The sequence below is a fragment of the uncultured Paraglaciecola sp. genome, from assembly GCF_913020055.1.
Classification (GTDB): domain Bacteria; phylum Pseudomonadota; class Gammaproteobacteria; order Enterobacterales; family Alteromonadaceae; genus Paraglaciecola.
This window is the reverse complement of record NZ_CAJWCF010000116.1, coordinates 1-13,010: the sequence shown is the minus strand read 5'-3', so window position 1 is coordinate 13,010 and position 13,010 is coordinate 1. Positions and strand designations below refer to the sequence as shown.

General features: G+C 41.0%; 14 protein-coding genes. 7 read left to right on the top strand and 7 right to left on the bottom strand.

The window, feature by feature from the left end:
• Nucleotides 1-51 precede the first annotated feature (51 nt).
• A complete protein-coding gene (locus tag QZ488_RS18945; RefSeq protein WP_293751666.1) occupies nt 52-651 on the top strand; it encodes a hypothetical protein in 600 nt (199 codons plus the stop codon).
• Here the strand turns inward: QZ488_RS18945 and QZ488_RS18940 are convergent.
• On the bottom strand, nt 634-1,524 hold the full coding sequence (locus QZ488_RS18940; protein ID WP_366509069.1) for a sulfotransferase family protein: 891 nt from the start codon (nt 1,522-1,524) through the stop codon (nt 634-636). The genes QZ488_RS18945 and QZ488_RS18940 overlap by 18 nt on opposite strands.
• 223 nt (nt 1,525-1,747) lie before the next feature.
• A complete protein-coding gene (locus tag QZ488_RS18935) occupies nt 1,748-2,125 on the bottom strand; it encodes a hypothetical protein (RefSeq protein ID WP_293751664.1) in 378 nt (125 codons plus the stop codon).
• A gap of 54 nt (nt 2,126-2,179) precedes the next feature.
• Here QZ488_RS18935 and QZ488_RS18930 point away from each other — a divergent pair, with 54 nt between their 5' ends.
• The 6 genes from QZ488_RS18930 to QZ488_RS18905 all read left to right on the top strand — a co-directional run bounded on the left by QZ488_RS18930 (nt 2,180) and on the right by QZ488_RS18905 (nt 7,901).
• On the top strand, nt 2,180-2,656 hold the full coding sequence (locus QZ488_RS18930) for a MarR family transcriptional regulator (protein ID WP_293751662.1): 477 nt from the start codon (nt 2,180-2,182) through the stop codon (nt 2,654-2,656).
• Nucleotides 2,643-3,182 carry a hypothetical protein gene (locus QZ488_RS18925; RefSeq protein WP_293751660.1) on the top strand — a complete coding sequence of 180 codons (540 nt, stop codon included), beginning with the start codon at nt 2,643-2,645 and terminating at the stop codon, nt 3,180-3,182. Before QZ488_RS18930 ends, QZ488_RS18925 begins: the two co-directional genes overlap by 14 nt.
• Before the next feature lie 88 nt (nt 3,183-3,270).
• Nucleotides 3,271-3,978, top strand: coding sequence for an SDR family oxidoreductase (locus QZ488_RS18920; protein ID WP_293751658.1), 708 nt, complete (start codon nt 3,271-3,273; stop codon nt 3,976-3,978).
• Nucleotides 3,979-4,026: 48 nt separating this feature from the next.
• Nucleotides 4,027-4,398, top strand: coding sequence for a hypothetical protein (locus QZ488_RS18915; protein ID WP_293751657.1), 372 nt, complete (start codon nt 4,027-4,029; stop codon nt 4,396-4,398).
• A gap of 50 nt (nt 4,399-4,448) precedes the next feature.
• Nucleotides 4,449-5,399, top strand: coding sequence for an alpha/beta hydrolase (locus QZ488_RS18910; protein ID WP_293751656.1), 951 nt, complete (start codon nt 4,449-4,451; stop codon nt 5,397-5,399).
• Between the two features lie 333 nt (nt 5,400-5,732).
• Nucleotides 5,733-7,901 carry a fasciclin domain-containing protein gene (locus QZ488_RS18905; protein ID WP_293751654.1) on the top strand — a complete coding sequence of 723 codons (2,169 nt, stop codon included), beginning with the start codon at nt 5,733-5,735 and terminating at the stop codon, nt 7,899-7,901.
• 261 nt (nt 7,902-8,162) lie between these two features.
• Here the strand turns inward: QZ488_RS18905 and QZ488_RS18900 are convergent, their stop codons facing one another.
• Genes QZ488_RS18900 through QZ488_RS18880 form a run of 5 tightly spaced genes read right to left on the bottom strand, consistent with a single transcriptional unit; the run spans nt 8,163 to nt 12,967 of the window.
• Nucleotides 8,163-8,858 carry a 2OG-Fe(II) oxygenase gene (locus QZ488_RS18900; RefSeq protein WP_293751652.1) on the bottom strand — a complete coding sequence of 232 codons (696 nt, stop codon included), beginning with the start codon at nt 8,856-8,858 and terminating at the stop codon, nt 8,163-8,165.
• 8 nt (nt 8,859-8,866) lie between these two features.
• The gene (gene hisIE, locus QZ488_RS18895; RefSeq protein ID WP_293751650.1) at nt 8,867-9,490 is read right to left on the bottom strand and encodes a bifunctional phosphoribosyl-AMP cyclohydrolase/phosphoribosyl-ATP diphosphatase HisIE; all 624 of its coding nucleotides are present in this window, start codon (nt 9,488-9,490) and stop codon (nt 8,867-8,869) included.
• Between the two features lie 5 nt (nt 9,491-9,495).
• Nucleotides 9,496-10,269, bottom strand: coding sequence for an imidazole glycerol phosphate synthase subunit HisF (gene hisF, locus QZ488_RS18890; protein WP_293751648.1), 774 nt, complete (start codon nt 10,267-10,269; stop codon nt 9,496-9,498).
• A gap of 7 nt (nt 10,270-10,276) precedes the next feature.
• Nucleotides 10,277-11,275 (bottom strand): branched-chain amino acid aminotransferase, encoded by a 999-nt coding sequence (locus tag QZ488_RS18885; RefSeq protein WP_293751646.1) that lies wholly within the window; start codon nt 11,273-11,275, stop codon nt 10,277-10,279.
• Nucleotides 11,276-11,332: 57 nt separating this feature from the next.
• Nucleotides 11,333-12,967: a carboxylesterase family protein gene (locus tag QZ488_RS18880; RefSeq protein WP_293751668.1), complete on the bottom strand. Its 1,635-nt coding sequence runs from the start codon at nt 12,965-12,967 to the stop codon at nt 11,333-11,335.
• Between the last annotated feature and the right edge of the window lie 43 nt (nt 12,968-13,010).

Sequence of the window (13,010 nt, the reverse complement as noted above, 5' to 3'; positions counted from 1 at the left end):
GGCCATGTGTCTCCAGATGAATATGAAATCATGTATTCACAGGCAAGCTAAGTGTCTACAAAACTGGGGGAAGATCATTCAATCAAGGAAAGTCAAACACAAATGAAGCAACCGAGTCACCAAGTCTGGATAAAATTTTTATTGTTATGCGTAATCTTATTCTCTTATTTTTTCTATTTAAGTTACGAATATGATCTTTTAACCGGAGGTGTGGCTTCTTTAATAACATGGAGCTTTTTTGTGCTTTGCACGCCTATTGCAGACGCAGGTTTCTTGTTGGACTTTCCTTTAAGGGTGTTGTTTGGCATTCGAATGGTTTTATCAGAAATTGCGGTTTGGGTCATTGCGATTTTAATTAATATTATCTCCTTAATCTATTTCAGAGAAATGTATGAAACCACACTTGTCACACGCACAATAGAGATTATATTAACCACACCCTATCCATACTGGTCGGTCATCCTTTTATCGGGGATTGGTACATTTCTTTCTATTCGTTTCAGAGATGAGTTGATGGATGTACTACACCACAAAGATCGGCTTTTTTATCTTCGTCATCACTTTACCCATGAAATAGTGCTGTTCCTGTTCTTCATTTTAGTGTTTTTTGGTTATTACAAAATCATTTCAACCTTAGGCATTGATTTTTAATTCTAATTTCACCGGATTAAACAGCTCTAGGATCCGTTTTCTAGCGCTTTCATCAACTAATGAATCATTTGGGTAATTGTCAAAAATGCCATTGATTTCTTTTAAGTGGGTCATTAAAAGCTCTTTGTCTTTGGCTTTAATATTGTAATGGTTAATCGTTTTTAACAGTTGTGTTACCACACCGTTGACACTTTTATTTTGTCTGGGTGTTGGGTTGTCGTGGGCAGTGGCTAAGCCTAGTTTTTGTATGACTTCTTGTACCACGTCACCTTGATACTTAAATGCTGACACACTATTTTCACCAAACAATGTTTGGCAATCGGTGACAAAACCTTGATAGTTTAAATGTTGCGAAAACCATGGGATATCTAACATTTCAGCAAAAGATAAGTCTTTACCATAACAAGGATTGTTTTGAATTTGCGGGTTGCGAATACATTGTTTGTAATAACTCTCGATAAACGCCAAAGGCTCACGAAACCATACCCACACATGCACATCGAAGAGTTGACCTAGCTCATGTAAAATGGCTTTTGACGCATCAGGAAAATCCCACCAATAATTATATATTCCTTCTGATGACAGGATAATGGTGTGGGTGTCTTCTGTTACTTGGGTCAGAATATTCTTAAAGTTGGCTAGAAAACTGTGTAGATTTGTTGTGACTAAGTTCTTCTCAAACCATTGATGTTTTGGGGCGTTGGGGTTTTGTATGTCATCAAGATTATGCGGGTAAAGGATGCCTTTTCCTCTTAATTTACGTTGTTTTTTATCTAGGTAGGTTTGTAAGCTAGTAGTGCCAGTTTTGGGTGTGCCAGCATGGATAATCAATTTCAGTTTTTTAACGTTATTTTCAACTGAAAAAGGCTTCAAAGACTTTAATTGCTCTTGGATTTCTTTAACAAAATGGGCGTTAGATGTGTGTGTGTTAATTGTTAGAAACCTTAAGAATAGCCGCGAATCAAAGCGCTATTTTATTCGATTATTAGAAGCAGTGTAAGAGTAAATATCATTAGCCAATATAGACAGTCATTATGCTCGACAGATTCATTTATCGAAAGGTAATCCAACATAAGCAAATAAGCACTTCACTTATTTATATTTTGTTTTTCATTATTTGTAATACTCCAAAAGTCCCAACCATCATGGCCACTAGCAGCGATATAAAAATCCCCAGCGTTGTTGTTATCCACATTCCCTGACTCACTAATATGATGGATGCAACCACCCAGATAAAATCACCTACTGCAAAATATAGGACCAGATACTTATTTGGCTTTAGTTGCCAGGAAACCCAGAGAATATGAAGCCCATTTGTTAGCAAAATTAGACCTAGTACCAGCAATAAGAGCTCAGGGGCGGCTTTGTTTTGTCCTAAAAAAGACGCCACTTCAGTAGACATCAGTAAGAATATTATTGCAAAAATGATACAGCTGGTTGCGTTCATCCTTAATACTGTTTTGAGCGTGATCATTTAATGCGCCTTATGTATACTTGGTTGACATAAGTGTATGGTGAGGATTGTATTATGTCAACCGAGTTGACAGGTGGGGAAGCAATAATGTTAGATAGCCAAACCCTACAATTAGTGCTTGAAACGGCAAGGGTAAATGATTCGATATCACGCTATTTGTCGAAGTCTTTGAAAAATAAGGGGTATGAATTTGCCACAACTTCAGCCCTAAGTTTTTTGAGTACGCTTGAATGTGGGGTTAATTATGCTTCTCAGATAGCCCGAAATCTTGGCGTTTCTCGGCAAATGGTCGCGAAAACCGTAAAGGGGCTTTGCCTCGCTGGTTATTTAGAGCAGGTCGATGATGTGGGTAAACAAAAGAAAATTATGTTTACCTCAACGGGCGAACAGTTGATGTCTGACTCAAGACTGTTGTTGGCTGATATCGATAAGGTTCTTAACACTCAGTTGAGTGGAAAATCGCTTGCGACTATGGTCACAAATTTACATAAAGTACAAAAGCTAATGGTTTCACTAAATGACACAGCATGAATATATTTTTGTAACAGTTTCCATCGTTATCGGCTTAGCGCTCACACGTTTATTACATGTGGTTGGAGACTTAATTCGATATCACCACCAAGTGAGATTTCACTGGTCAACAGTAGTGTGGGGCATGAGTGTCTTAATATTTATTCTGCAGTTGTGGTGGATCGGTTGGGAATTACACGATTATACCAACTGGAGTTTCCTGCATTTTTTACTGTTGATATTTGCCTCTATATGTATTTATGGTGCCGCTGAAATGGCCCTTCCAGACCCGGATGATGAACACTTCGATATGTTGGTTCACAGTCAAGGATTAGGTCGGGTGTCGGCCGCGTCACTTTTAGTTTATTTTTTGCTAGGTCCTTATATCAATATTACGATGTTTGATAACCCCGTTTATTTGTCGATTATGATTCCTCTGGTAGGTGCGTCGTTGATGGTTCTGGTGATATGTATTCCTCGTTGGTTTAAGGTGTTATCAGTTGTTTTTGGTGCTTATTCATTGGCAGTACTTTATTTGACAGTGTGAGTTAGCCGCTGACTTAATTCAGCCTCAATACACAATTTCAACAAACTAATATTAGTGTTTCAATAGACGTAAATTATATAGGTTCACAATGAGTAATGTAGTGGTATTAATAACGGGTGCGAATCGAGGTATAGGTCTTGAATTGGCTAAGCAGTATCTTATAAGTGGTTTCAAGGTCATTGCTACTTTTAGAGATAAAAGTGGCGCAGCAGAATTAATTTCATTAACTAGTCAATTCTCTAAAACACTACAGATTGAATCATTGGACATCGCTTCTCATGAACAAATCGAGGCACTGGCAAATAAACTTAGTCATGAAGATATAAAAATAGATTTAATCGTTAATAATGCAGGGTATTTGGATCGTGAAAATATCAGTGTTAAGGCTATTAACTATGCTCACGCTGAAATGAGCCTAAAAGTGAATTCTCTCGGTCCACTCTATTTAACCCACTGCTTTTTGTCTTTAATGAATAAAGAGGGGTTATCAAAAATAGCAATAGTCTCCTCTGATATGGGATCGTTATCGTTACAACAAAGTGTGGCTTGGTATGGTTATCGAATGTCTAAAGCTGCAGTTAATATGTTAGCGGTTAACTTATCAAGTGAACTAGCTGACGATAATATTGCTGTGGTTGCAATACACCCAGGTTGGGTCAAAACCGATATGGGAGGGACTGATGCTAATTATGATGTTAAAGAGTCTGCCGCAGGTATCATGAAAGTCATAACAAATTTAACTATTAATAATAGTGGAGATTTTTATGACTTTAATGGTAATGCATTACCCTTTTAATTCAGCATTTTTTGCCCGTGATAGGGCGTTCGAAAATTAGGAAAAACGATGAAGTTGTTTATGGTTTTATTTTTGTACTTAGTCGCTACAGCGTCCCAAGCCCAAACTCCTGAACATGGAAAGGTAAAAGAAAATACTGAATCAAACCTTCAGGTTTGGAATAGCGAAAGCAGCGAGTGGACTAACATTGACTCATTTTGGTTAGATTTCGCCAACTCTAACGATGCCAAATTCTGGGGACAAACAGATACCTATCCCAATTACGATGACGTTAAAGAATTTGATACGGTTTTGATTCAAATAAAAGAAGGTAATTGTCTTATGCAGTTTTTTCATTCTCAGTGGCGCAGAGCTAATGATGTGCAACGATGGGATGATGCCTTTAATGAATACGCTGGATGCCCATCAGTATTCGAGTGAGTCGTTACCTGTTGATCCCAATAGAAAGTTTTAGTTATTAGGAGTGTTTTGTGAAGATTTTATTTCGACTGTGTATGTTGTTGCTAGTGGTTATTTTAGGTGCATATGGGTATTTACACTTTGCTTTTTCAGAGCCTGATAGACCAGTTGCCGAGTTAACTGAACGATGGGCCAAACCACCTTCTGAATTTTTGAACCTTTCAGGTATGCAGGTGCACTTTCGAGATGAAGGTCCTAAGGACGATCCAGTACCTATTATATTGGTACATGGCACCAGTGCATCTTTACATACTTGGGACGGTTGGACTGAAGTGTTATCTAAACATCATCGAGTTATACGTTTTGATATGCAGGGCTTTGGTTTAACTGGGCCGCACCCACAAGGCAAATATCGAATCGAAGATTACGCTGAAACCTTGGTTAACCTGATGGATGCAATGAATATTGATACTGCTATTGTCGCTGGAAATTCATTAGGCGGGTATGTGGCATGGAGCACTGCTGTTCTTTATCCCGAGCGCGTTTCCAAACTAGTGTTAGTTGATTCAAGTGGCTACCCGTTTCAATCAGAGTCTATACCTTTAGGGTTTCGGATCTCTCAATCACCTGTACTCAAATATTTGTTGGGTAATATCATGCCAAGATCGGTGGTGAAAAGCAGTCTTGAGAATGTGTATGGCAACCCAGAAAAAATTACCGAGGAGTTGGTAGATCGTTATTTTGATCTGAACATCAGAGAAGGTAATCGAGCAGCACTGGCCAAACGTTTTGTTGAAACAAAAGCAGGTCAACTGGCAAACCGAGTCGGCGAGTTAACCCAACCAACATTAATCATGTGGGGCGAGCAAGACAGGCTGATACCTATCAGTGTTGCGCAACGTTTTCATCGAGAAATCGCCAACAGTGAGTTTGTTTCATTCAGTGACTTAGGGCATGTGCCTCACGAAGAAGACCCCCTAGTAACCGCTGAAGCAGTCGAACAGTTTTTGCATAAAGACTAGGATTTTTCATTTTTAGTGATTGAATTAAACCTATTTTGCTAGTCTCAGCACAGTTTGTTTTTTTAATTGTAAAAACGTTAGTGTTATTAGGTAGTAAAACTTATATTTAATTTTTAATTGGATAAAAATACATACCTTTCAATTGCTTATGTTTTTTTGTGAAATGATTAGATCCAATTTTTAATTTCATATGCAGCGCTAGTCCCACTAAACTCATACTTTTTAATTGCAAAAAATAATTCACCTTTTTTAATCTTTGCCGTGATCCTAATTAATTTTGTTGGCGTAATTTTGTAACGAATCTATTGTATTTTAATTAGTGGAGTGACCAAAGTGAAAAGTATAAAGATGACGCTTATAGCAATCACCAGTTTATTTTTATTTCAAGCTTGTGATGACGACGATGATAAGGTCGAAGAGCCTGTTGTGGTAACAATTGTAGACGCTGCAGTTGCCGATGGTAGATTTACAACCTTAGTTGCTGCACTTGGCGCAACCGGTCTAGATGCTACTTTGGCCGATACTGCGAGTACATTTACGGTTTTTGCCCCGACAGACGACGCCTTTGCACTATTAGGCCAAGACACCATAGATGCTTTGTTAGCTGATACCGACACACTGTCTAACATTTTGACCTACCACGTAATTAGTAGTGAAGTGGATGCAGCTGCGGCAATTTCTGCTGCAGGTACAATTGTAGAAATGGTTAACGGTGATTTTGTAGGTCTTTCGCTTGACGGTGACTCGCTTTTAGTTAATACATCCACAGTGATTATTACTGATTTACAAACTGATAATGGCATTATTCACGTTATAGATGCAGTGTTAATACCGCCAACAGCAAAGGGTGAGCCAACAATGAATATTGTTGAAACCGCGGTTGCTGCTGGTAATTTCACAACTTTGGTTGCTGCCTTACAGGCCACAGATTTAGACGTTGCGTTAGCCGACGCTGATGCAATCTTTACGGTTTTTGCTCCAACTGATGATGCTTTTGCCCTAATTGGGGAGGAGACCATTGCTACCTTGTTAGCCAATACAGATGTTTTATCTGAAATTCTTCTGCAACACGTTGTAGAGGGAGAAGTGTCTTCTGTTACAGCCTTTACCTTAAATGGTGTGTCTGCAGAAACCTTATCTACTAACCTTATCCCTATTGCCATAAATAGCGCAACAGACTCACTTACGTTTGGTGGCGCAAATATTGTAGTTAAAGATATTTACACTACCAATGGCGTCATCCATGTTATCGATATGGTGGTTGTAGGTGATGTTGAAGTACCTGCGCCCAACATGTCGATTGTTGACGTAGCAGTTGAAAACGGTAACTTCACCACTTTGGTTGCTGCTTTGCAGGCTACTGGATTAGATAGTGTGCTGGCTGATCTTGATACTGATTTTACCGTTTTTGCTCCTACCGATGCCGCATTTGCACTGTTAGGCGACGAAGCAATTGCGGCGTTATTAAACGACGCAGAAGCGCTATCAAATATATTGTTGTATCACGTTGTTTCTGGTGCCGCGGTGCTGCAGGATGCTGCGGTTGCTAAGGCGCAGTCTGATGACAAAATGGTCAGCATGGCAAACGAACAGATGGCTTCTTTGTCGTTATCTGGCAGTACTTTGTATATCAACAAATCTGCAGTGTCTGCGGCAAATGTTATGGCTGATAACGGTGTTATACACGTTGTTGACCAAGTGATTTTACCCCCTACGGCTAAAGATGAACCCACTATGAGCATTGTTGATGTGGCTGTTGCTAACCCTGATTTCTCTACGTTAGTTGCAGCATTAACAGCCGCTGACTTGGTTTCAACACTAGCCGACGAAAACGCGACATTTACTGTTTTTGCGCCAACCAATGCTGCTTTTGCCAAAATTGACGCAACTGTATTGAGCGGCCTTCTGGCTGCTACTGATGCATTATCTAGCGTTTTGTTAAAACACGTAATCGGTGGGGCAGAAATTAATTCATTAGGTGCCTATGCAGCTAATGGCGCTATGGTCGAAACGGCTGGTGGTGATAACGTGAGTATCTCATTAGTTAACTTCACTCAAGTAAGTAATGGTGAAACGGATGAAGTAGCTTACGACGCATCTAACGAAATGTTGGTTGGTGGTATGAATTCATCACAAAACGGCTTTACTGTTTACGTTTTTGACAATGATTTAGGTACATCTGGTAGTGAATGTAACGATGCTTGCGCAACAAACTGGCCACCAGTTTTAGTCACTGACGCAGAGGTTGATAACATTCCTGGACTTTCCATGGTTGAACGTGATGATGGTTCAATGCAAGCCAGTTATTTAGGTCGTCCACTATACTTCTTTGCAGGTGATAGCGCGGCTGGTGACATGATGGGCCAAGGTCTAAGTGACGTCTGGTGGACAGTCAAACAAGAACAAGTTTCTTTGCAGGTACAAGGTTCAAATGTCACAACTACCGACATTTATACTACTAATGGTGTGATCCATGTAATTGACACGGTTATCACTAACTAGATGACGCCCAAAAGTAACATGATTAACTTCTAACAAGGTGATAATCATCGATAATAATAAGACGCCTCTAAATATAGCGGCGTTTTTTTTGTTAGATTTATGCCGCGAGGCAACATGAGCCAACTGACATATTGCGATGGTGCAGTGCAATAGTTTCAATCATGTATGAGTAGCCTAAGCTGGCAGTTTTTAATAACCTAAGAGATATTGCTGTTTGAAGTATGGGAAAACGGTCGGTTTAATTATTGGGCTGAAAATTACCTAAGGAGTATAAATTTTCTCGGCTTGATTAAACAAGACCCATGAAGTTAGAATATATTTATCGTTGGATATAGGAACTGCACCGCGGTGGGTGTGAGTGAAATAGGCGGGCGCAATCACCATAGAGCCTGCTTTGGGTTGAATGCTTTTATTTTGATAGTGAAAATCTGTACTGCCCCCTTCCTCTACATCATTTAGATAAAACATAAACAGTAAAATTCTGTGTAATGCGTCGTTTTCCCCTTTTTGTGGATACACTTCTGAATGCCAGTAGGGATATCCGCCGCTCTGGGCTTTATATTTTTGTGCGTTAATGTCGCCAATTCTAAATAAATACCGAACTAAGTTGGCTAAGTTGGGCTTGCCTAGACGTTCAAAATTTTCGTGGGTTAGCTTAACTGGCTTTCCTGTTTGAGGGTCAGCAATGGTTAATCCAATTGGGCCAATCAAGGCAAAAAAATACTTTTCAAAGTACTGAATCAATTGAGTCGACATTAATGGCAGCAAGGCTTGGTATTCAGCTTTAAATTCAGGATGTTGGCTGATAGAGACATCTAAACTGCGTTTTTTATCCGTGTCTACACCACCGCCTGTTTGTCCCGCTTTAGTATTTTGACTCTGATCAAATACCTGAATAAAACGTTGGCAGAGTGCTTTGTCTAACACTCCATCGGTTACCTGAATAAAGTCTTCCATAGAGGGTTTTACCTAGTTTTATGACGCTCTTTCAATACTTTGACCACATCAGACAAGTTCAAATCGCTGGCTTGGAGTAATACGATTAGGTGATACAACAGATCAGCGGATTCATTTTTTAATTCTTCTAAATCTTTTACCGTAGCTGCTAGAGCGGTTTCAACACCTTCTTCACCAACTTTTTGTGCAATACGTTTAATGCCTTTGCTATAAAGGTGAGCAGTATAACTTGAGTCTGGATCTGCACCTTTGCGTGAGGCAATCACCGTTTCTAATTCAGCGATAAAACTGGCGTCAGCAGACTGACTGTCTGCCCAACAGGTTTCAGTGCCTTTATGGCATGTGGGGCCGATTGGGTTAACTAAAGCTAACAACGAATCATCGTCACAGTCGCTAGTGATTTCGACCAGATTGAGACTGTTGCCTGACTCTTCACCTTTTGTCCATAAACGCTGTTTAGAACGGCTGAAGAAAGTCACCAAACCTGTTTCTAAGGTTTTATCTAATGCATCTTGGTTCATAAAACCTTGCATTAATACTTTACCGCTGACTGCATTTTGCACGATACAAGGGATCAGGTTTTCCATTTTATCCCAAGCCAGTGTTGCTGCCGTTTTTTTGGTTATTATCATCTCTTTTAATCTCTTATCGCTATATTTTGCTGGCGCAAATAAGCCTTTAATTCTGGTATGGGAATAATGCCTTTATGGAATACCGATGCGGCTAACGCACCATCTACATCGGCTTGCTCAAACACGTTTTTAAAGTGCACACTTTCACCGGCGCCACCTGAAGCAATCAAAGGCACTGAACAATTTTTGCGGATTGCAGACAGCTGGTCGATATCGTAACCCTTACGTACGCCATCTTGGTTCATACAATTAAGTACAATTTCACCGGCACCACGTTGTTGCACTTCTTTAACCCAATCAGCGGTTTGCCAAGCAGTTACTTGGGTGCGGGTCTCGTCACCTGTATATTGGTGCACTTGGTATTTACCCGTTTCTTCATTGTAGAAACTGTCGATACCGACTACCACACATTGTTGACCAAATGTGTCATGTAAACGGGTGATCAATTCAGGATCGGCTAGAGCAGGGGAGTTAACCGATATTTTGTCTGCACCCATTTCTAATATTTTGCCAGCCTCTTCGATGGTTTTAATCCCGCCCGCCACACAAAAGGGAATATCGATGACTTGTGCAATACGGGTTACCCAGCTTTTATCTACAACTCTCTGATCACTGGATGCGGTGATGTCATAAAACACTAACTCGTCAGCACCTTGTTCAGCATATTGCTGAGCCAAGGGTACAATGTCGCCAATGATTTCGTGATTGCGAAATTTAACCCCTTTGACTACTTTTCCGTCTTTTACGTCTAAGCAGGGAATAATACGTCTAGCTAACATAACAACCTTATTTAACTTCGGTTAACCAATTGTGCTTATCTGGCGCTTTGCCCCACTGAATATCATTCAAGGCTTGGCGTAATTTTTGAGTAATTGGGCCATGTTCGCCTGTACCCACAGCATGCTCTTTTCCATTATGGATAAGTGTGCCTACAGAGGTGAGTACGGCTGCAGTGCCTGATAAAGCCGCTTCAACATTTGGTTTGGCTGCTCTTGTTAATAACTCATCAACGGATAATTGGGTCTCGGTGACCTTCATGCCCATGTCTGCAGCTAAGGTTAAAATTGATGCGCGCGTAACGCCATGTAAAAACGTCGAATCCAGTGCTTTGGTAATGATTTCATTGCCGTCAATCAATAAGAAGTTAGCCGCGCCAGTTTCTTGTACGTCACCATTTGGGCAAAACAATATTTGGTCGGCTTGTACGTCGCGTTTTGCGGCTAATATTGGACCTAGTGCACTGGCATAGTTGCCACCACTTTTAATCATGCCCATATGTGGCGCGCAGCGCATGCCGGTTTCGTCGAGTAAGACTCTAAGTGGCTTAGCGCCGCCGGCAAAGTAGTCACCTACTGGAGAAATCAACACATACAACATTGAACTTGTACTAGGCGCAGCGGCTTTACCAATGGCGGCTTCGGTGCCGATGTGAGTCGGGCGGATGTACATAGATCCAGGAGGCTCTGGAATGTCGGCACTGTATTGCTCAACAATGTCTAAAATCATCTTTGACACTTGAGTTTGGTCAATATCTGGCAACGACAACAAACGGCTGCTTTGATCAAAACGCTTAAGATTTTGATCCATACGGAATACGTGAATGCTGCCATCAGCATGTTTGAAGGCTTTTAATCCTTCAAAGCAGGTGCTGGAATAATGTAAAACATGGGCACCGGGATGTAATTGAATGCTGTCAGATGCAACGGTTGTTGCTTCATCCCACTGATTATTTTCAAAGCTAGTGAACGCCATATGAGGCATGAACACTGTACCAAAAGCCGCCATGATAATTTCCTAAGTTGTTATGTTTTTAAATAGTTTGTTTGCGCTATGTTGCTGTTACTAATTTGCTGTATTCCAACATTCAATCGCCTGTTTAACTGTGAACTTACCTTCCAACAGTGCACGGCCTAAAATGACCCCACTGACATTTGTAGGTTTGAGCACTGCAATATCGTTAAGATTACCAATGCCACCGGAGGCTTGCCAACCTACAGTAGGAAATTGTTTAGTCATCTGGGTGTAAAGTTGATGATTCGCTCCCTGCAAAGTGCCGTCACGACTGATGTCGGTGCAAAGCACATGCTTGGCTCCCACAGATAAAAAGTCTTCAAGCAAGGCTTCAATCGACACACCTGAGTTTTCTTGCCAGCCATGGGTAGCGATAAACTTGTTACCAGACTCGTCAATGTTGATGTCTAAGGCTAACACTATGGCGTCTGCACCGTATTTTGTGACCCAGCCTTTGACTAACTCTGGCTCTTTTACTGCCAATGAACCAATGACCACACGTTTAACGCCTATGTCTAAAAGTTGAGCAACATCTTCTTCGCTACGAATACCACCGCCTGCTTCTGTATCCAAAATTAGCGTCTTCTCAGCATCGTTATTCCAGGGTTTCCATTCAACTTGTTTATTGTTTTGACCTTTAGCAGGATTGCCGGTACGAGCAAACTCGCCCCAGTAATTCATCATAGCGTTAGACAAAGCCAAGCGGCCAGGCTCATTCTCTTCAGTTATCAAAAAAGGAATGGAAATGCCGCTGTCAAAACTACCAAATATGTAGGCTATTTCTAAACCATGACCCGCGCCAATCAACTTACTAAAGTCTACCAATAAAGTTTCAGGCCCTTCGTCCCAATCAAATCGATAAGCATATATATCGCCCTGAGTTTTACTTAGCAGCACCGCAGGTTCATCTACCGCTAGGGCTTTCCATTGGTCCGAATGGTAGGCGGCTGCGGCGTTATATACTTGCTCGTCTTTTATTTTAGGGATTAAGCCAAACCACTGAGATACATATTTTGGATTTTGCGCAAAGAACAATTTCGCTTCATCCCGATTAGAACCCAATATCATTGGCACGCTGTTATAGGCATTTTTGTTTTTAAACAACTCATATAATGAAACACTAGGCAGCACGTAACCGTCACGTATGTTTTGCGGCGAGCCATACATACCAAACCCACCAGGGTCGCCAATAGCGGCAAAAATTTCTTCAACGCTGCGGTCGCGCATAAAACCTACTTTTTCGCCGCTACCCATTTGGTCCATTAGCTCGATAGCATCATCGCGGTCGCCCGCTCTGTTGGTAGTAACCAGCACCCGGCTAATTAGCTCGTTAGAACTTAACTCCATTCCAGGCACATCATCGTCAACAAAGTTTTCAGCTTGCTCTAGTGTTGCGGTAAGTGCTGAGCCACTTTGCGAAATAGCCTTATTGAATAAGCCTTTCGCTATAGGGCTACCGATTAATGCATATACGTCGCGGCCACCAGCCGACTCACCAAATATTGTGACATTACTGGGGTCACCACCAAAGGCTTCGATATTGTCTTGTACCCACTGCAGACCAGCAATCATGTCTAACACCGCATAGTTGCCTGAGGCATCCAATGGATCGGTTGAAGTGTTGCGAATAGCTTCATGGCTAAACCAACCCAACACACCAAGGCGGTAGTTAAGCCCTACATAAATAATATTTTGGTCTCCAGCTAAGTTATCGCCTTGATAGGTGTTA